The organism is Arcicella sp. BE140, from assembly GCF_031456255.1.
Lineage (GTDB): Bacteria > Bacteroidota > Bacteroidia > Cytophagales > Spirosomataceae > Arcicella > Arcicella aquatica.
The window spans coordinates 581,627-602,768 of record NZ_JAVDUE010000002.1; the positions used below are offsets into that span (position 1 = coordinate 581,627).

Sequence of the window (21,142 nt, forward strand, 5' to 3'; positions counted from 1 at the left end):
ATATGTCTGCCAATCATTGTGCTCCCGTAGCTGAACGTAAAAAATTGAGCTTTTTAGATAGTTATCTCACCCTTTGGATATTCTTAGCAATGGGGATAGGCGTTGGCTTGGGCTATTTTTCCCCATCAACTGCAACTTTTATTAACTCGTTCTCTCATGGCACGACCAATATACCCTTGGCAATTGGTTTGATACTGATGATGTATCCACCTTTGGCCAAAGTAAAATACGAAAACATGGGCGAAGTCTTCAAAAACACTAAAGTGCTAACAGCTTCTTTGATATTAAACTGGCTTGTTGGACCAATCTTGATGTTTTTATTAGCCATTACTTTTCTAAGAGAACACCCTGCCTATATGATTGGCTTAATCCTGATAGGGCTGGCTCGATGCATAGCCATGGTGGTGGTCTGGAACGAATTAGCGGAAGGAAACCGAGAATATGCCGCAGGTCTAATAGCCCTCAACAGTATCTTTCAAGTACTTTTATACAGTGTGTATGCATATGTGTTTATTACTATTCTGCCTCCATATTTTGGTTTAACAGGACTTGAAGTAAATATTACCATTGGGCAAATTGCCGAAAGCGTAGCTATTTACTTGGGTATTCCCTTTGCGGCAGGCTTTATTAGTCGATATGTTTTGATAAAAATCAAAGGAGAAGAATGGTTTCAAACAAAGTATGTACCTTTTATTTCACCCATTACCTTGATAGCCTTACTTTTTACGATAGTAATAATGTTTAGCTTAAAAGGAGAATTAATCGTGAAAATCCCTTTTGATGTTGTGTTAATAGCCATTCCTTTAGTGATTTACTTTGTCATTATGTTTGTCCTAAGCTTTTTTGTGGGTAAAACATTTGGGGCAGATTATTCCAAAAGTACCTCTATCGCTTTTACAGCTACAGGCAATAATTTTGAATTGGCTATTGCCGTAGCCATTGGTATTTTTGGAATTAACAGTGGTGAGGCTTTTACGGGAGTAATAGGTCCTTTGGTTGAAGTTCCCGCTTTGATTGCCTTGGTAAATTTAGCCTTTTGGTTTAGGAAAAAATATTATTCAACGGAAACTCAATTACAATCATAAACGTATGAAAATTGCCTTATTCAGTGATATACATGCCAATGTGCTTGCCTTAGATGCTTTTTTTGCTGATGTAGAACAGCAAAAGCCTGATACCATTTATTGCTTGGGCGATTTGGTAGGATACCATATTTGGCCAAATGAAGTAATTGAAGCTATTAAATCAAGAAGAATTGCTACGCTAGCGGGCAATCATGATATTAAAGTTAAGCTACCTTTTGAATCTGAAAGTGAAAAAACGGCTAGCAAGTATGCCTATGATATCATAGAAAAACAGCATCGTGAATATCTATTGTCATTACCACACCATATCCGACTATCGTTCTTTATTCAAGGCACAGAGAAGCAAATGTTGATGGTACATGCTAGTCCAAGAAGTATTACGGAGTATATCTTGCCAGATATGGATGAAGATGATGTAGACGCCATCATGGTAGAAGCCAAGGCAGATATTTTATGTTTTGGGCATTCGCATAAACCGTATCATCGGGTAATAGAGCGAGATGGTAAGAAAAAGCATATTATCAACATAGGTTCTTTAGGCAAACCCAAAGATGGAGATATAAGGGGGTGTTATGTACTACTAACAGTCCATCCCGATTCATCAGAGATTGAAGTTGCTTTTAAGCGTGTGGAATATGACGTAGAAAAAGCTGCGGAGGCACTTATACAAAGCCCATTGCCTAACGAACTGGCAGATAGATTACGTGGTGCTTATTGAGCTTTCGGTATCAGTATATCATAAAACACAAAATTTGTGTAAATTTGATTTTGGACTTTATTGAAATACTGAGTTTTAAAATCGATTGAACAAAATGCTTTTTAATTGGATTGGCTTTGGGAGTGTTTTATTTTTATTGGGCTTGGCTATTTTCTTTCTGAGAAACCGACATAACAATGCGGAAAGTAATCTTTATTTAGGCCTACTTTTTTTATTGCAAGCCGTTAGCAATCTGCATTTTTTTGCTTTCCGACTGTCTGATATTATTAATCATATTCCTTACTTTATTCATTTTAGCGCAGGGTTTCGATTTCTTTGGGGTGTATTGTTATACTTTTTTGTGCAGACTTATACGGGCAAAACGATAAAATACCAAGGCACTACTTATCTACATTTTGTCCCTGCTATTGTCGCTACTATTTTCTTTTATGGTAAACTGTTTTTTATCCCTTCTAACGAAATTCATCAGTATGTAGCACTGATCAAGCTTGATAAACACCCTGTCAACAGACCTTATCATTTATTACTCTATCTTTCAAATGTTGCTTATTTGGTAGCTAGTTTGGTAGCAGTATTGAAATACCGCTTGGCATTAACTACTTACTTCTCGAATATCGAAAAACTAAGACTGGTTTGGCTGTTTAATATTTTACTTTTTTTGATGATTTTCCACTTCGTATTGCCCTTGGGATATGGCTTGATAAGTATCAAGTTTTTTCCTTATGTGCCACTGATGCAATTACCAATTTTAAGTTTTGTTGCTTGGAAAGCATATGCTCATCCAGAGCTGTTTACTACATTAGAAACTTTTTCAGAAGAAATACATCAAAAGGGAATTCCAAAATTGGATGAAACAAAAGTCGTTGTAGCCATGCCAACGCTCGACGATAGTTTTATCAATACTTTGCTCCAGTTTATGGAGGTTAATAAACCTTATCTGAATCCTGAACTTACTATTAAGATACTCTCAGACGATTTAGGGATTCCTAGCTATCAATTATCTAAAATCTTGAATCAGCATTTCCAAAAGAACTTCTTCGATTTTGTGAATACCTATCGGGTAGAAGAAGCTAAAAAGAAACTGATAACACCCGAATATACGCACCTTACTTTGGAAGGAATAGGTTATGAGTGTGGTTTCAATTCAAAATCATCCTTTTATGCAGTGTTTAAAAAATACGCAAACCAAACCCCAGCAGAATACCGCAAAGAAAGACTGGTGTAAGTTAGTGAATGAGTGAGTTGTGAGTTAGTGAATTAGTGAGTTATTATAATTATGGATTAGTGATTTTTAGTAGGTAATGTTTTTGATTATTATCTACTAGTTTTATTTAATTTATTCCCCCCCAATAACTCACAATTCGCTAACTCACAACTCACTCATTCACTAACTCACTCAATAAATAAGTGCAGATTTATAAGTTTGGACTCTTTTATTTTTTTGTTTTTACACCCAATTTCTACCTTTGCCCAAGATGCTAGTGATATTCCACTTCTATAAATCCTAAATATCAATCCTTTACACAAATCCGCCCCCTGTTCTAGATAACTCAATTACTAGTCCGCACGTTTTTGATAAATTCAATAAAGTAGATGAAAGAATAAAAAATAATTGGATTATACCTGTCACCTACAGATATTTTTTATCGTACTAGTGAAGAAGCGATAATGCAGATAAACGCTCTATGGTTTATGTATAAATAGAAAACTATCAGACAGTTCTAATGGATAATACTGACGAGGATAGTTGAAGAGAAATAGGACTAGTAAAAGTTAATAAAGACAACAGAAAAGTAGCATCAACTATAATCTTGAGCAAAAAGAAATTGCTCAAAATAAGATTAGCGTCTTTAAATGCTCAGTAAAATTTTAAATATTTAGTGGTTAGGTTTCTAAAACTCTCGTTCACTTGAGCGGGAGTTTTTTGTTTTTTAGGAAATATTATTTTGACTTAAAATTAAACTAACCATAATATTTTTGATGGAGAAGGCCTTATGTTATATTCTCAAAATTCATTTTCTATTAGCGGGTGACTTAAATCCTACTGATTACCCAAAAGTATATAAATAACTAATAATCAATATTTTATCTCTAGCGAGGGACTTAAGTCCCTCACTAGAGATAAAAGCTTAACATAGTCAGGCTGTAACATGAGGCTACCAAAGCTCGGTTTGAAAGGCGATTTAAGCCTATTTGAATCAATTTTATCAATAATCATATCCTTATTTTAACTTTTTAAAAGATATGGGTAATCAGTAGGACTTAAGCCACCAGCTAATAGAAAATATGAGATATTAATAGTCTCAAGAGAACAATCGGAATTTTTAAAATACCTTCACTTCCTCAACAAACACTTCTCAAAAAAAGAGCCATTCTTCAAAGAATATTCCAGTGTAGCCGTGCTATCGCCATACATTACTTGCTGGAAAGATAGCATATTATGTAATTGTCGATAGTCCGCTTTTACGATAGTTGTTTGAGGGTTAGATGGTAAAATACTTTTGTAAACTTGATGTAAAGTAGGCAAGGTATTCATCAAAAAGAACACAACGCCCAACCAATAAAATATTTTGCGACTACGGTGATGCACAAAAACATAAGCAATAGCAACCGTAAGAATGAGCATAGCAGGAATAGAAGCCCTAATGTTTAAATCGTTAGCAATACCGATTTGATACAAGGGGATAATGATGAGAAACAACAATGAAACCTCTACCATCTTTTTGAAAGGATGCTCGAATTGTCTTAGGAAAAAATACCACGTCAAGAAATTGAAAACGATGTAAAAGAGATAACACCAATACCAATGATTAACCCCCGCTTGCCACATAAATAAGGTATTGCCATGATTTACTCCTTGTGTACTCAGAAAGTAAATCATTAGTGGACTAAAGCCTATCACTAACATTATTTTCAGTAAAACGCTTTTCCATTGTAAGAACACTGACCAATTACTTAAATAATAGTAAAGCACAAAAGGAAAAATGCCAATGCTTGCTAACGGACTCCAATACATGGTGGCTAATAACATCAATAAGATTTCATCTAAATTTACTTTCTTTACAAAGTTGGCTTCTAACATAAAACAAGCACCCAAACAAGCAGGTAAAATATGTTGTGGTGCTAAAGAAAATCCATCCCAAAAAGGCGGACGCATTAGCCAGAATGCATTGAGTTTTACATGATAGGGGGGATAGATATAAGATTGAAAATCTAGCCAATAAATGACTTTATAACATAGCCAAGCGTTTGAAAAAAACACGATTACAGCAATAGCCATAATCCTATATTTATCTAAAAAAGTACTTGCCCACATAAATACTAAAAAAGTACCAGTGGTACTCCAAGCCAATGAGATATACCGACAATATTCTAATCCAACGATTTTGCCCAAGCCTGCTGTAGGTAAATAATAGCCCAGATAATAGCACATATAAACCTTAAATGTTGGATAATACAAAGGCCATTGGTTTTGTACAAGGTCGCGGTATTTTAGGTTATTCGCCATGAAATCAATCGATTGCTCTCTGAATTCACCGATACCTACCAATAAATTAATAACTAAAGCGAGAATAAAAGCCACCAAAACCGTAAGCCAAGTGAGTGAGTTTTTTAGGGTACGAAAATCATAAGAATGAAGATTTTTAAGATACTGAAAAGCAAAAGCACTAATTATTAAGCAAGCAGAGATACCAACTTCAAGCTTTACCCATGTCAGTAAAAAAAGGTAAGTAGGAATCAATAAATAAACTAGCGAGCTAATTTTTAAGAGTTTTATGATTTTCATGCTGAGTAGGTTGAGCAAATTTTCTCTAAAATTAAGCTGTGTAATGGTTTTTGTAGCATTAAGTTTGATTTTTTATAATGTTAATTAGGTTTTAGATTAGACAACTTTCAAAAGTTGTCTAATCTTTAGATAGCATGAAATGATGATAAAAATATTTTCCATAAACACTGATGGCATGACTTCAAGTCATGCCATCAGTAAAGTCATCAGTAAATAAGGTCTATACTATCTGCCCCATAGCTGGGTCAGTATAGCTTTCTTTACCCGTTTCAATGTGTCCTGCATAACGTTGTTCAAAGGTTGAGTTCCCTTCAATTTTTACTGAAACGTCATACCATGCATGACTTTTTGCTAAATCTAAAGGTACTGACACCGTTTTGCCTTTGGCTACTTCTACTACTTTTTTGCCTGTTTTATAGCTCATATCCTCAATGACAAAACGTAGTGTTTGTGCGTCAGTATTTTTTAGCATCAAGACAGCATTTCCTGTTAAACTTGGTTTAGTGCCTTGATACGTTAGTGTCGTTTCAACCTTAGGATTTACAGTATTTCCTTTAAAACACCTAAAAAAACCATTCGGACCATACACCTCTATATGATATTGATTATCACCAAAATCACTTAATTGCCAACTATCCTTTAATATATCGCCAGCCTTTACAGCGTAATTGCGTGTATGTAATTCATCTTTTTGTGCCAAAGATTGGCGAGCATAAACTGTAAAGGCAGCCCCCGCTGATTTTGTGCCAAATACTTTATTATCAGCCGAGAAAGTAATATCAAAGGATTTTTTGTCAGCACTCAAACTACCTTCTACATATAATTCATAAGGCAAAGCACAAGCTTTACGAATCCCTTTTTCTTGTTTAGGCATTAGGTCGGATGCAGTACCTTTTGTATTAGCTTCGCTGATTTCTGTCGCCGATAAAGCCTTGAAATTAGACGGTACATTCTTGAATTTAGCTTTATGTACGCTTTGAATAAAAGGTTCTTTTTCAACAAAAGTAGGGAACGCAATTTTCTCGCCATTGTAAGGTTTGAATACTGATGTCAAATCTCCACAGATGGTTCTTCTCCATTCCGAAATGTTTTCTTCTTTGATATTTTTCTTCGTTTTTTTACTCAGAAATTTCTCTAAAAACTGTAGGATAGAAGTATGGTCGAATATCTCAGAGCAGACATTGCCTCCTCTGCTCCAAGGCGAAGCAATTACTAAAGGTACTCTAAAACCTAAACCGATAGCACCATCACGTGTTTCGGTTTCTGGATTTTTATAACCACGCTTTTTCTCATCATTAATATTCACTTGTTCTACCGACACATCAATGCCCGAAGATACTTTGCCAGTATTAGCTATTTTATGATGCGGAGGAAGGAAAGGAGGAATATGGTCGAAATAACCATCGTTTTCATCATACGCTAAAATGAAAATAGTTTTCTTCCAAACCTCTGGATTTTGCGTAAGAATATCCATCACTTCTGATAAATACCAAGCCCCATACCACGGAGCACCAGGGTGGTCAGAGAAGTTTTCAGGAGCAACTAGCCAAGTGACAGCAGGTAATTGGTTCTTAGTTACATCTTGTCGGAATTGGTACAAGACATCGCCTTTAGGAACTTCTAGTTTTCGTGCAGTGCCATTGTCAGTATATTCTAATGACGTAAGCTCGTGAAAATGTGGGTCGTTGCGGTTGTTAGTAAATGCTTTCTGGTGAATGTTTTGCTGGAAAGCAGAAAGCTTTGCAAAATTCTCTGGTGTATAATTAACAATATCTTCCTGAGCAATTTTTAAGTACATTTTCTTCTGTGCCAAAGCCCTTTCTGCTTTTTTCAAAGCATCGCTACCCACAGCAAGCGTAGGTATTTCGCTAGTCAGTTTTTCAATTTCTTTTGGTAAAAACTTCACTACTTCCTGAATATAGCGATAGTATTCTGGCGAAAATTTTACTTGATATTGCTCAAACCATTCAATAGGGTTATCCGTAAAATTAGCTAACCAAGCATCGCCTTCACCCTCTAAGCCTGTAGGCAAACTGATTTCATTTTGATATATTTTCCACGAGATACCATTTTCTTCCAAGCGTTCAGGAAACGTTTTCCATTTAGCCCATTTGCCATAATCAACGTCCTCATTTTTAACGTTAGCCTTTGAAGAAAAATCTTGTTTCTCACGAATCGTACCCGTCCATAAATATAAACGATTGGGCGTTGTCCCTGTTAACGAAGAACAAAAATTTTGATCGCATACCGTAAAAGCATCTGCCAAAGCATAATAAAAAGGAATATCCTCACGATTATAATAACCCAGCGTCAGAGGTAAATCTTTATATTCTTTATGTCCAGATTGTTTTACATGCAGCCATTTGTCATTTTTACCACCGTTCAGAGCATCCACTTGGTTTTCCCAAGAGTGTGGTAATGAACTCATCCAAGTGGCATTAGAATCTCGCAGGTTTAAGCGAAAAGGAGCAAAGGTTTCACCTTTTTCGTTTTGTTGTAGCCATACTTTATTTTTACTAGGGAGCGTAATAGCACGCGGGTCGTTAAAACCACGGACTCCTTGTAAAGTACCAAAACAATGGTCGAACGAACGGTTTTCTTGCATCAAAATCACGACATGTTCAGCATCCCAGAAAGTACTTCCTTCGGCAGGGTTAATGGCCATAGCTTTTTGAATAGAAGCAGGTAACATCCCTAGAAAACTTGCCCCACTAGCTAATACAGACGCTTTTTTGATAAACTCTCTTCTTGATTCCATGTGTTGATTTTGTTATTGACTATCAGAATTCGGATGTCGGGAATCTGAAAAGATTCACCTAACCACTTCTGTTAAATAGATAAGTTGATATGGCTACAAAGATAGAGTAGGGACGAGGATTAAACTGTACTGGTATATTATTGCTTTGTTAAGGAAATAGAAAACCCTATAAAATGCAAACGGTAACCGCAAGGGCTACCGCTACATGTTATAAATAATCGATTTTGGTTGATAAAAGAACAATCTCTACACCAAAGCCTCAAATAAAATCTCAACAGCATGTTTAGCCGTTCTGCCAGTACCATCATGAATTTGGTGACGGCAACTTGTACCAGAAGCGGCTATAATTACATCTTCACCTTGCTGACGAATGGTTGGGAAAAGTACCAATTCACCTACTTGATTCGATAATTCAAAATGTTCTTTCTCATAACCAAAAGAACCCGCCATACCACAACATCCCGAAGGAATAATTTGTACTTCGAAGTTTTCTGGCAACGAAAGGGTCTTCTTCGCTGGCACTAAACTAGATAATGCCTTTTGCTGACAATGCCCATGTAGTTTAATTAAACGTTTTTCAGTAGTGAATACCTTTTTAGAAATACGCTTTGCATCAATTTCTTTGGCTAAAAACTCTTCAATCATAAAGACATTTTTGGCTAAAGCTTTTGCTGAATCTACTAAATCATCATTTACCAAATCAGGATATTCATCACGGAAAGTTAGAATCGCCGAAGGCTCAATACCTATCAAAGGTGTTTCTGCCGTAATGACATCTTTTAAAAGGCTAACGTTTTTATTCGCCAATTTCTTAGCATCATCTAACAAGCCTTTTGATAACTGAGGACGGCCAGACTCTGCATGGTTAGGAATAATTACTTCATAACCCAAACGATTCAACAACTTCACAGCTGTAATACCGATTTCAACATCATTATAATTAGTGAATTCGTCGATAAAGAGATAGACAGGCTTCAGCCCTTCAGAGAGGGGAGTTTTTATCGAAGAGTTTCCCCCGCTCTCTGAAGGAGAGGAGGCAGGGGGGGTGAGGTTCTTCTCAGCCCATTTCTTCAAAGTAGTATTTGCCAACAAAGGCATCGTTCTGTCAGGGTGAAACCCTACTACAGTATTGGCAATTTTACGAAGAGCAGGCGTGTCAAAAATGAAATTATAAGCCCAAGGTACATAAGATGCCACCTTTGAAAGCGATGAGAAATTCGCCACTAAGCGACTACGAATAGGTACACCATTTTCTTTATAATATTGGTGCAAAAATTCCATTTTCAATTTCGCTACATCCACATTGGATGGACATTCGCCTTTACAACCTTTACAAGCCAAACATAAATCAAATACTTCTTTGATTTCTTCGTGATTGAAACGATTGGCTTTGTCCGAATGCGTTAAAAACTCACGAAGAATGTTGGCTCTAGCACGGGTAGTTTCTTTTTCATTGCGTGTAGCCATGTATGACGGACACATCGTTCCGCCCGAAGCAGGCGTTTTTCTACAATCGCCTGAGCCATTACATTGCTCGGCGTGTTGTAAAATATTTTGGTCTTGGAAACGAAACGTCGTTTTAAATTCAGGTGTTTGTTGTCCTGGAGTATAACGTAAAAATGTATCCATAGGCGGTGTATCCACAATCTTGTTGGGGTTAAACACATTGTATGGATCCCAAGTACGCTTTACTTCCTTCATCAACTCGTAGTTGTGTTCACCCACCATTTGGCGGATAAATTCACCACGCAAACGCCCGTCGCCATGTTCACCCGAAAGCGAACCTTTGTATTTTTTCACCAAAGTAGCAATTTGTTCAGCTATCAAACGGAATTGCTTATTTCCTTCTACGGTCTTTAAATTGATAATCGGACGTAAGTGAATTTCGCCAGAACCTGCATGAGCATAATGTACTGAATACATATCATTAGCAGTCAGAATCTCATTGAATTCACGGATAAAATCTGGTAAATCGTTTACATCCACCGCAGTATCTTCAATGACAGCGACGGCTTTTTCATCCCCTGGAAGGTTAGACAATAAGCCCAATCCTGCTTTTCTAAGGTTCCATACCTTTTTAGTATCTTCACCATATATTACAGGGAAATGATAGCCCAAACCAGCCGCACGCATTTCTGCTTCCATGGCTTTAGCTTGTTGTTCAATTTCCTCTTTATTATCCGAACGCAATTCTACTACCAATAAAGCCCCTGGGTCGCCTTGTACAAAAAATCTGTTTTGACTATGTTCTACACTCGCTTTAGTACATTCCAGAATATAATGGTCAATCAATTCTGAAGCTGAAGGTTTGTATTTTAAGGCAATCAAATTAGCCCTTAACGACTCCTCCACATTATTAAAATGCACACAAACCAAGCCTATTTCTTTAGGAGGTAAATCGTTTACATGCAATTTAATTTCTGTCAAAAAGCAAAGCGTTCCCTCTGACCCAGCAATCAATTCACAGAAATTGAAAGGTTTGCCTCCTTCAGTATAAGGCTCGCAATTCAATAACATATCTAAGGCATAGCCCGTATTTCTTCTTTCAATGGTTGGTTTAGGAAATTCATTCTTGATTTCCGCCTGATTTTTTTCATCTGAAAGTACCTGATTGGTTTTCAAATAAATTTTATCCAGTAGAGTAGCCGACCCATTTTTACTTCGTGCTGACTTCACAAGGGCATTAAACTCGTTTAAGCTATCACTTTTAAAAACCACATCAGTTCCATCCGCTAAAATAGCTTTTACTTCCATTAAATGCTCGCGGGTAGAACCATACACTACTGAGTTTGAACCACAAGAGTTATTACCCACCATACCACCAATCATGGCACGATTGGCAGTGGATGTTTCTGGTCCAAAAAACAGACCATGTTTTTTAAGTTCTATATTCAGTACATCACGCACTACCCCTGGTTGTACTCTTACCCAATGTTCATCCTTATTGACTTCCAGTATCTTAGTGAAATTCTTAGAGACGTCCACAACGATGCCGTTTCCAACTACTTGTCCTGCCAACGAAGTACCAGCTGTTCGTGGAATAATGGAGGTCTTATTGTCACGAGCGAAATTTATTAATTTTCTAATATCTTCAATCGTTTTAGGAAGAGCCACCGCTTGTGGCATTTCTCTGTAGGCCGAAGCATCAGTTGCGTAGAGCGTACGCATGACGGTATCGAAATAGAGTTCACCTTCTAATTGACTGGCAAGTTGAGTAAGAATGTTTGGATTGGTCATTTTTGGATTTTACAAAGAATAATATAGTTTTTCTAAGTTCTTTTTTCAGACTTCAAATTTACCAATAAAATCAATTTGAAACTTAGAAAAATATTTTATTAAGATATTTGTATTGAAAAAGTACAAAAATACATTAATAGAATGTCAATTGAAAATTTAACATTTTTTAACAAAAGAGCCTTTAAGCACTTTATTTGAACAATTTTGTCAAGAACAGTGATATTGGTTAAGTTTTTTAAATAGGTATAAGTACAATTTTATTATAAAAATAAAAAAAGAGGTAATTAAATTTTTTCCTAAAAAAATTGAATTATAGAAACTTTTTCCTCTACTTTGCAGTGATTTATTAGAGCAATTTTACATTTTTTATTGCGAAAATACCAAAGTTTCATATTTTACATCCATTCTTTTTGAAACTTTATTAACTCGGTAGCATTCCTTTCGTTCGTCATAAAACTTTGTAAAGTTTCTCTGGATTTCATTAACCATTTTAAAATCTTAACAAAACCTTATGAATAATCATTTTTACAGATGGTTCTGTCGCTTTGTGCGACAAGGTGCAGCATCAAACTCGCTAGTTAAAGTAGTCATGATGGCTGTCGCTATGTTTGTATCTATGGGCGTAAATGCTCAGGATAGAACTATAACTGGTAAAGTAACAGAATCAGGAGACGGTTCAGGATTGCCAGGTGTATCAGTTGCAGTAAAAGGTACAAGTAGAGGTACTCAAACAGATGTTAACGGAGCTTATAAGATTTCTGTGCCTAGCAATGCAACATTGGTATTTACTTTTGTGGGTTTCGCAAAGCAAGAAATTGCAGTAGGAAGCCAAACTGAAGTGAACGTAAAATTAGTTTCTGAAACTAAAGCTTTAGACGAAGTAGTGGTAGTAGGTTATGGTACAACTACTAAAAAGGATGCAACTGGTGGTGTTGTAGCTTTAACTTCTAAAGATTTCAACAAAGGTGTTATCGCTTCTCCAGAACAATTATTACAAGGTCGTGCGGCGGGTGTTCAAATGACACCAAACAGTGGTGAGCCAGGTACTGGTATTAATATCCGTATTCGTGGTACCACTTCAATCCGTTCTGGTAATGGTCCATTATATGTTGTAGATGGTATTCCTTTGGATGGTTCAAGTACAACAGATGGTGCTGACGGTAGTGCTGGTTTCGGTAATGCAGCCGCTAAAAACCCATTGAACTTTATTAACCCTAACGATATTGAAAATATCTCAGTATTGAAAGATGCTTCTGCGGCAGCTATTTATGGTTCTAGAGGTGCAAACGGTGTTGTATTGATTACAACTAAAAAAGGAAAGTCTGGACAAAGTAATTTAAACTTCTCGGCAAATACTTCAATTTCATCTAATTACAAGAATTATGACGTAATGTCACCAACTGATTTCTTGAAAAATGCTACAGCTGCTGGCTTAGATGTTTCAAGTAAATTGATTAATGGTGGTGCTACTACAGACTGGCAGAAAGAAGTATATCGTACAGCTATTACACAAAACTATAACTTGAGTTATGGTGGTGGAAACGATAATACTAACTATTTCTTCTCTTTAGGTTATAACGACCAACAAGGAACAGTAAAAGGTACAGCAATGAACAAGCTTACGGCTCGTATCAATGCTACGCACAAATTGTTTGATAACAAAGTAGTTTTAGCAGTAGCAATGACTACTTCAAGAATCAAAGATAAAAGTGCTGCGATTGGTGGTGACATCGGTTTTGAAGGTAACGTAATCAGTAGAGCGATTCAAACAAACCCTACGTATCCTATCTATAACACTGATGGTTCATTCTTTACAAATGGTACGCCTGCTTTCCGTAACCCAGTTGCTTTATTAAATCAAATCAGCATTGGTGCTAATACAGGAAGAACTTTGATGAACTTCAGTGCATTATGGAATATTACTAAAGATTTATCTTACAAAGCTAACTTTGGTTTAGATAATTCAGATGCAGTAAGTAGAACAGCTGTTCAGCCAGGTGCTATTGGTTTTGCAAACAGTATTGCTGGTAACCAAGGTTATGCTAGAATTGCTAACCGTTATATCACTACTACTACTATCGAACATACTTTGAATTACAAAACAGTAGTAGGTAAATCAAAAATCGATGCGATTGCTGGTTTCTCATATCAGAAATTCGAAAACCAAAGCAATTATGTTCAAGCACTTTATTTTGTAGCGCCACAAGGGTTTGATTTAACAAACAATATCAACTTTGTTGATAACAGTGGTACTAATAAAGCGTTCTCTGGTGGTTCAGGAAAAGGTCAAAGTGATTTACAGTCTTATTTCGGTCGTGCGAATTATTCATACAACGACAAATATTTGTTAACAGCTACGCTTCGTGTGGATGGTTCATCTAAATTTGGTATCAATAACAAATATGGTTATTTCCCATCTTTTGGTGCTGCTTGGCGTTTATCTAACGAATCTTTTGTTCCGAAAGAGATTTTCTCTGATTTGAAATTAAGAACAGGTTATGGTATCACTGGTAACCAAGAGTTCCCATCAAATACTTCATTGGCTACTTATGCACCTAACTCAGGTTCTGGAGGTTTAGCTAAAGAAAACGTTCCGAACCCAGATATCAAATGGGAAACTACTACTGCTTATGGTGTAGGTCTTGACTTCGCATTATTAAAAGGTAAATTATCAGGTACAGTTGATTATTTCAACAAAAGTACAAACAACTTGTTGTTCCCTTTTGCTGCACCTCAGCCAGACGTAGCAACAACGAGATGGAGCAATATCCCTGCCGATATCAGAAACACAGGGGTTGAATTTAGCTTGAATTACCAAATTTTATCAGGTAAGAAATTAGATTGGGAAGTAATGGTTAACAGTACTTTCTTGAAAAACAACGTTGCTAGATTAGACGTTGCTACTATCCAAACAGGTAACTTGTATGGTCAAGGTTTATCAGGTGCTTATATTCAACCAATTACTCAAGGATATCCATTATATGGTTTCTTCTTACAGGATTTCAAAGGATATGATGCTAATGGTAATACTATTTTAGGTGCTGAGAAAACATACAAAGGAAGTCCATTCCCTACTATGACTTGGGGTTTAACTAACAACTTTACTTATGGTGCTTGGAATGCAAGTATCTTCATCAACGGTCAGTCGGGTGGATATATTTACAACAACACTGCCAACGCAGTATTGAACAGAGCTTCATTGAAACAAGGAAATAACGTAACATATCAGACAATTTCAAGTACTACTGGTCAAGCTTATGGAGATGCTCCAGTGCCTTCTACGTTCTTCTTAGAAAAATCTGATTTTATTCGTTTATCTAACTTGTCAATAGGTTACACAGTGAAATTACCAGCTAATAGCTATGCTAAATCGCTTAATATTTCATTGACTGGTCAGAACCTATTGTTGATTTCTAACTATACAGGATTAGACCCAGAAATTAGTAACCCAGCCGCTGCTAGAAACAGTGTTCCATCTTTAGGTATTGATTATATTTCATATCCAAAAGCAAGAGCATTTACTATTGGTCTTAGTGCTAATTTTTAGAAATATTTTAGTGCCAATTCATAACAAAATAGTTTAATTAAATTGTTTGAATAGTACTTAGTTGAAAAAATCTGAAATATCAAAATGAAAAATATAAGAAAAATATTAATCCCTTCATTAGTCATTGCATTAATGGGCGGAACTATGGGATGTAGTAATTTAGATGACGTGGTTCTTGACCGTGTGTCTGATGCTTCATCTGTTCAACCAGATTTGACATTAAAAGCTGCTTATAATAGTTTAGGTACTTTTACTGACCAAGCTGCTATCTACGCATTAACAGAGCATCCAAGTGATGAGATGCAAGGCCCAACCAGAGGTGCGGACTGGGATGATAACGGTAGATGGAGAAACCTTCATACACATACTTGGACAAACCAAAGTGATGATGTATTGAACGCTTGGAATAACTTGAATAGAGGTCATGCCCTAGCAAATGAAGTTATTGGTAATGCTAAATCTACAAAGGCTCAAGTTGCTGAAGCTAAGTTTTTGCGTGCATTTTACATGTTTTATACAGTAGATTTATTTGGTCAGGTTGCTTTCAGAGACTTAGCAAAGCCAGGTGATTTACCAAAAGGGTTAAGCCGTAAAGATGCTACTGCACAAATAATTGCAGAAGTTCAATCAATTATGGGTGACTTACCAAGCGCAACTGCTACTAATGCAGGTACTGCTACTAAAGAAGCTGCTTCTTTCCTTTTGGCAAAATTATATTTGAACAATGCAGTATTTGCACAAGACCCAACTAAGCCAGCTGGTCCGTTCACTTTTGCTAAAGCAGATATGGATGCAGTAGTAACTAATGCTGATGCTATCATTAATTCAGGTAAATATACTTTAGCGGCTAATTATTTTGATAACTTTCATCCAGACAATAGTACTAAGTCAAAAGAGCTAATTTTTGTAATCCAAAACGAAAAAGGAGCGAGTCTTACAAATAACTCATCTGTAAGAAACCGTTATTATATGACATCACACTATAGTACTATTCCTAGTGGATGGAATGGTTTTACTACTTTAGCTGATTTCTATAACAGTTTTGATAAAAAAGATAGTCGTGTAGGAGCAGCGATTCCAGGCTTAACTGACAAAGGCGGTGTTCGTGCTGGGTTCTTGATTGGACAGCAATATGGATTGAATGGAGTAACATTGTTGGATAGAGAAGGTAAACCATTGGTTTTCACGCCTGAAGTTGACCTTAAAAATGCTAATGAGAGACAAGGTATCCGTGTAATTAAATATACACCAGATATCACAGATATTGATTCTCCTGCAAATGACTACGTTTTCTTCCGTTATGCTGACGTTTTATTGATGAAAGCAGAAGCTTTATTTAGAGGTGGAAATACTTCGGGAGCTTTAACAATCGTTAATAGCTTGAGAACTACTCGTGGAGTTGACCCATTAACTACTTTAACTGAAGCTTCTTTATTAGCAGAACGTGGACGTGAAATGTACTGGGAAGGTTGGAGAAGAAATGACCAGATTCGTTTTGGTAAATTCTTAGCACCAGTTGATAACCGTACAGCTACGTCACCTGACTACCGTGTTGTTTTCCCTATTCCTCAAAGAGAATTGGAAATCAATCCAAACTTGAAGCAAAACTTTGGTTACTAGAAGATTTGAATATTAATGCTATAAAAAAAATGCTCGTACATACGAGCATTTTTTTATTAATCTCATCTGTCAATAAATTTTTAAAATAGAATGATTAAACGTGTTTATTTATTATCTAAAGTATTTATAGTATTCATTCCTTGCTTTTTTTTAATGGCTTGTTCTGCTGATAAAAGAGAAGACGAAATTTATCAATCATTAAAGAATAATCAATCTAAGTTTATCTTTAAATTAAATGGAGCAAATTTCTATAATGCAGAGAGTATTTTTACCGGACATTTAGAAATTGTAGAACGCTCTTTTACAATCAATTTCTTTGATCAATTTGAAGGAAATACCATGGTACATTTTAGTGGGATAGACTGGTATAAAGGCAGACCCATTAAAATACCTATAAAATTAGCCAGTAGTTACTCTAACGTGATGTTTGGTAGAATAAAGGATAAAATAAATAAACTTGGTGAAGGCTATTTGATGTCAGAAGGAACCATTACTTTCAAAGTACTTACAAAAGAAAAAATAGTGATTAAAATTGAGGGTAAAGCAAAGAAGTATCCTAAAATTGATATTGACCACCCTACTTATGATGTTCAAGGATTGATAGTTTGTAAAAACCCAAAAATTGATTTCTTAGAAATTGATGAGAAAAAAGCATTCTACAGTAACTACTAAAATGATTATAACCTTTCATCGTCAAGCATATTAAATATTGTTTTAGACATGATTTTAGCAAAGCCTAATAAGTTTATTGTTTTGTTGATATTTATACTTTTCTCATGTACGCTACTAGCACAACAAAGAAAAGCATATTCATTAAAAGGAAATGTAACTGATGCCCTAACAGGTAAACCTTTGGTGGGGGCTATTATTTCGATAGATTTTAAGAAATCAGGTATTTTAACAGACTCACTGGGTAATTATTTCCTTCGCATTCCTGAGGACGAATATGTGTTGAAAGTGTCATATCTGGGCTATAAACCTTTTAGACTATATGTTAAGCTTAATAAAAATACAGTAGTTGATATACAGCTTCAAGATGTTACTAAGCAATTAGAAGAAGTTATCGTATCTAGTATTGCTACCCGAAAAAATATTCTTACACCTTCGTTGGGGGTTTCTTTACTCAGCATGAAAGGTATCAAGAAGATTCCAGCTATGATGGGCGAAGTAGATATTCTGCGTAGCCTTCAAACCTTGCCGGGGGTGTCGTCGGTAGGGGAAGGGGCCAATGGCTTGAACGTGCGTGGTGGAGCTGTTGACCAAAATTTGATTTTTATTGACGATACGCCCATTTTCAATCCAACGCATCTTTTTGGATTGTTTTCAATTTTTGCTTCAGACGGTATTCGGGAATTAGAACTATATAAAGGCGGAGTACCTGCTCGTTTTGGGGGGAGAACAGCCTCAGTGTTGGATATTAAAATGCTTGACCCAAGCCTAGATAAATTTAAAATTGAAGGCGGAATAGGACCAATCTCTAATAGATTATTGCTGGATGTGCCAATCGTAAAAAACAAACTATCTATTTTAGCAGTAGGGCGGGTATCTTATAATGATTTTTGGTTCAAAGCCTTTGCCCCTGATAACATCAAAAATACCAGAGCCAATTTTTATGATATAGCTACTAAGGTTTTTTATAAGCCTAATAAAAACAATACCATCTCGTTGATGACTTACCTAAGTCATGATTATTATAGAGTTGATTCGTTATTTAGCTTAGAAAACGTAATTGCCAAAGAATCAGAATTTAGATATGGACATCAGAATGCATCTTTGAAATGGAATCATTACATCAGTCCTAAAGCAAGTTTTGAACTGATAGCTGCTTTTAGTAAATATAAAACAACCACCGAGTCGCCTGATTCAGTTAACCGAATTGATTTAAAGAACAGTATCCAGTACCAAAACTTCAAAGCCAACCTCGATTACGCCTTTAATGAAAAACACAAAGCTAATGTTGGCTTTAGTGCTGTTAGATATGATTTAAGTCCGGGGAGCTTGAATAGAGACATTGTATCGAAAATCTCAAAAGTTGAATTAGAAAAAGAACAAGCATTAGAATTGGCCATTTATGCCGATGATGAATACAAATTAAATGACAAATTAACTATTCAGTATGGCTTGCGTTATACCCAATTTTTAAATATAGGGCCTATTGAAGTAAGGAAGTATCTGGAAGGTGAACCAAAATCTACCGTGTCGCTGATTTCGACAGAACTAAAAAATGGTGTTGCCAAAAGCTACGGAGGTTTTGAACCAAGATTAACGATGCTGTATGTATTTAACCCTACTACTAGCCTTAAGTTTGGATATAACAGAATGCAACAGTTTTTGCATTTGATTTCTAATAATACCACTCCTTTACCCACTTCTCGCTGGAAAATTTCTGACGAAAACGTATTACCACAAATAAGCGATTTTGCTTCTATTGGATACTTCAAAACATGGAATGATAATGTTTGGGAAGCATCTTTAGAAACTTATTTTCGTAACATTAACAATGTAGTAGATTATGTTTCGGGTGCGAATTTGCAGTTGAACCAAACCTTGGAAACACAACTACTAAAAGGTAAAGGGCGTTCGTATGGTGCGGAATTGATGATTACTAAAAAGAAAGGAGAGGTAACAGGGTGGATTAGTTATACTTATGCGAGGTCGTTTATACAAACTACGGGGCAATATCCAGAACAGCGAATTAATGGAGGTAATTGGTATCCTGCCAATTATGATAAGCCCCATACGGTTAATATAGTGTTTAATGCCACGCCTGATAAACACAATAGTTTCTCGTTTATTTTTGCCTATAATACTGGCCGACCGTTTTCGTCACCAGCAGGTACTTATACGCTCGACGGTCAACAGTTGCCTTTGTATTTGAGTAGAAATAATGATAGAATTCCTGATTATCATCGCCTAGATTTTTCTTGGACGATTACCAACCCAAGTATGAAAGAGAAACGGTGGGAGGGAAGTTGGATTTTTACAGTATATAATATTTACGGACGTTCGAACCCTTATTCTGTATTTTTTACCAATGGTAAAGACGGAACAAAGGTATATCAGCTAAGTGTTTTTGCGAGTCCTTTGGTTTCATTAGCTTATAATTTCAAATTTAAATGAAAATTGTAAAGCGTCTTATGCTCTATTTTTTACTGTTCTCAGTGGGCTTTTGGTCTTGTATTACCGAAGTTCGAGACTTTGAACAAATAGATAGTGCCGCTTTCCTGTCAGTAGAAGCTACGCTTTCGAACCAAAAAGGACCACATAAAGTAATACTTTCTTTTTCATCGCCCAGTATCACAATCAATGTTGAGAATGTCCCAGTTAAAAATGCACAAGTGTTTATCACAGACGATAAAGGAGGACGAGAAAATCTCACGGAAATGGATAAAGGCATTTATGTAACTTCGGCTACTTATCGTGGTATTATTGGCAATGCTTATACTTTACACATTGATTTACCTAATGGAAAAAAATATGAATCTAGTCCTGAAATATTAAAAGCTGCACCAACTATTGATAGCATTAAGGCTCAATTTAATGTAAATAATAATTACCCATTAACGGATGCTCGCAGTGTAGGCTTTGATGTAACGCTTGATTTCAAGGACTCGCCCGAAACCTCAGATTATTATCAATGGAAGTGGACGCATTATGAACGTACTGTCTTTTGTGCTAGTTGTGAACGTGGTTACGACTATTCACTAAAAAAATGTAGCATAGAGCCAAATTATCCATACGGACAGACTTTTCCAGAATTAATAAATTATGGTTGTTTGGAGCCTTGCTTTGATATTTCGTTTAACGAAACGTATAATATATTGTCGGATAAATTGATGAATGGGCAGCAAGTAGTTAATTATCCTATTATGCGGATACCCTATAGTAGTATGAGTATCTATTATTTGAAGATAGAACAACGAACCATTTCTGAAAAGATGTTTCGATATTTTAGGAGTATCAAAGATGTTACCCAAGGTTCTGGAACGCTTTTTGACGTACCAGCCGAAACGCAATTTAGTCCGAATATGGTCTCCTTGAGCGACCCTAATGAGAAAATCCTTGGTGCGTTTCAGGTGTTTGGTTCACAGGAAAAGATTATCTATGTAAACAGACAAAGAACAGATTATTCACCTGTACGGGTTGTTTATCGGGGAAGAGAGTTACCAATACCATCAGGTGGTAGTAGTCCAAAAGCTTATTGCATAGAAAGTAAATACAGAACTAAGACTGAACCTGAAGGTTTTAAAGAGTAGGTTTGAGCCTTGAGCCATGAGATTCGAGCTATGAGCTTTGAGTTATCAGTTTTTAGCAATGGGTTTTGAGTCAGTAGCAGGTTGAAAAAAGACAATATGTCTCTTTGGAATAGGGTGCCAATTGTTCGCGTTTT

General features: G+C 36.1%; 11 protein-coding genes. 8 read left to right on the top strand and 3 right to left on the bottom strand.

Going from position 1 to position 21,142, the window contains the following annotated elements; all coding sequences use genetic code 11:
• Positions 1-2: 2 nt before the first annotated feature.
• From arsB to J2Y60_RS05725, 3 genes are all read left to right on the top strand, one after another.
• On the top strand, positions 3-1,085 hold the full coding sequence (gene arsB / locus J2Y60_RS05715; RefSeq protein ID WP_309914588.1) for an ACR3 family arsenite efflux transporter: 1,083 nt from the start codon (positions 3-5) through the stop codon (positions 1,083-1,085).
• Positions 1,086-1,089: 4 nt separating this feature from the next.
• Positions 1,090-1,803: a metallophosphoesterase family protein gene (locus J2Y60_RS05720; protein WP_309914591.1), complete on the top strand. Its 714-nt coding sequence runs from the start codon at positions 1,090-1,092 to the stop codon at positions 1,801-1,803.
• A gap of 94 nt (positions 1,804-1,897) precedes the next feature.
• Positions 1,898-3,028, top strand: coding sequence for a helix-turn-helix domain-containing protein (locus J2Y60_RS05725; protein WP_309914594.1), 1,131 nt, complete (start codon positions 1,898-1,900; stop codon positions 3,026-3,028).
• Positions 3,029-4,138: 1,110 nt separating this feature from the next.
• On the opposite strand, the gene J2Y60_RS05730 is transcribed toward J2Y60_RS05725, so the two are convergent.
• The 3 genes from J2Y60_RS05730 to J2Y60_RS05740 form a co-directional block, all read right to left on the bottom strand.
• On the bottom strand, positions 4,139-5,590 hold the full coding sequence (locus tag J2Y60_RS05730; RefSeq protein WP_309914596.1) for a hypothetical protein: 1,452 nt from the start codon (positions 5,588-5,590) through the stop codon (positions 4,139-4,141).
• Positions 5,591-5,810: 220 nt separating this feature from the next.
• Positions 5,811-8,348, bottom strand: a complete 2,538-nt coding sequence (locus tag J2Y60_RS05735; protein ID WP_309914599.1) for a phosphocholine-specific phospholipase C — start codon at positions 8,346-8,348, stop codon at positions 5,811-5,813.
• A 246-nt stretch (positions 8,349-8,594) separates the two neighbouring features.
• Positions 8,595-11,585 carry an FAD-linked oxidase C-terminal domain-containing protein gene (locus J2Y60_RS05740; protein WP_309914602.1) on the bottom strand — a complete coding sequence of 997 codons (2,991 nt, stop codon included), beginning with the start codon at positions 11,583-11,585 and terminating at the stop codon, positions 8,595-8,597.
• A gap of 511 nt (positions 11,586-12,096) precedes the next feature.
• Here J2Y60_RS05740 and J2Y60_RS05745 point away from each other — a divergent pair.
• The 5 genes from J2Y60_RS05745 to J2Y60_RS05765 all read left to right on the top strand — a co-directional run bounded on the left by J2Y60_RS05745 (position 12,097) and on the right by J2Y60_RS05765 (position 21,008).
• Positions 12,097-15,132: a SusC/RagA family TonB-linked outer membrane protein gene (locus tag J2Y60_RS05745; protein ID WP_309914604.1), complete on the top strand. Its 3,036-nt coding sequence runs from the start codon at positions 12,097-12,099 to the stop codon at positions 15,130-15,132.
• An 84-nt stretch (positions 15,133-15,216) separates the two neighbouring features.
• Entirely contained in the window at positions 15,217-16,752 is a 1,536-nt protein-coding gene (locus J2Y60_RS05750) for a RagB/SusD family nutrient uptake outer membrane protein (protein WP_309914607.1), read from the top strand.
• 90 nt (positions 16,753-16,842) lie between these two features.
• A complete protein-coding gene (locus J2Y60_RS05755) occupies positions 16,843-17,424 on the top strand; it encodes a hypothetical protein (RefSeq protein WP_309914609.1) in 582 nt (193 codons plus the stop codon).
• Positions 17,425-17,472: 48 nt separating this feature from the next.
• Entirely contained in the window at positions 17,473-19,872 is a 2,400-nt protein-coding gene (locus J2Y60_RS05760; protein ID WP_309914611.1) for a TonB-dependent receptor, read from the top strand.
• A complete protein-coding gene (locus J2Y60_RS05765; protein ID WP_309914613.1) occupies positions 19,869-21,008 on the top strand; it encodes a DUF4249 domain-containing protein in 1,140 nt (379 codons plus the stop codon). The genes J2Y60_RS05760 and J2Y60_RS05765 overlap by 4 nt, the downstream gene beginning before the upstream one ends.
• The last annotated feature ends 134 nt before the right edge of the window (positions 21,009-21,142 follow it).

What these genes read in the sequence shown, in the direction of transcription:
- arsB (WP_309914588.1), top strand. Translation starts at nt 3, where the DNA reads ATGTCTGCCAATCATTGTGCTCCCGTAGCTGAACGTAAAAAATTGAGC.
- J2Y60_RS05720 (WP_309914591.1), top strand. Translation starts at nt 1,090, where the DNA reads ATGAAAATTGCCTTATTCAGTGATATACATGCCAATGTGCTTGCCTTA.
- J2Y60_RS05725 (WP_309914594.1), top strand. Translation starts at nt 1,898, where the DNA reads ATGCTTTTTAATTGGATTGGCTTTGGGAGTGTTTTATTTTTATTGGGC.
- J2Y60_RS05730 (WP_309914596.1), bottom strand. Translation starts at nt 5,590, where the DNA reads ATGAAAATCATAAAACTCTTAAAAATTAGCTCGCTAGTTTATTTATTG.
- J2Y60_RS05735 (WP_309914599.1), bottom strand. Translation starts at nt 8,348, where the DNA reads ATGGAATCAAGAAGAGAGTTTATCAAAAAAGCGTCTGTATTAGCTAGT.
- J2Y60_RS05740 (WP_309914602.1), bottom strand. Translation starts at nt 11,585, where the DNA reads ATGACCAATCCAAACATTCTTACTCAACTTGCCAGTCAATTAGAAGGT.
- J2Y60_RS05745 (WP_309914604.1), top strand. Translation starts at nt 12,097, where the DNA reads ATGAATAATCATTTTTACAGATGGTTCTGTCGCTTTGTGCGACAAGGT.
- J2Y60_RS05750 (WP_309914607.1), top strand. Translation starts at nt 15,217, where the DNA reads ATGAAAAATATAAGAAAAATATTAATCCCTTCATTAGTCATTGCATTA.
- J2Y60_RS05755 (WP_309914609.1), top strand. Translation starts at nt 16,843, where the DNA reads ATGATTAAACGTGTTTATTTATTATCTAAAGTATTTATAGTATTCATT.
- J2Y60_RS05760 (WP_309914611.1), top strand. Translation starts at nt 17,473, where the DNA reads ATGATTTTAGCAAAGCCTAATAAGTTTATTGTTTTGTTGATATTTATA.
- J2Y60_RS05765 (WP_309914613.1), top strand. Translation starts at nt 19,869, where the DNA reads ATGAAAATTGTAAAGCGTCTTATGCTCTATTTTTTACTGTTCTCAGTG.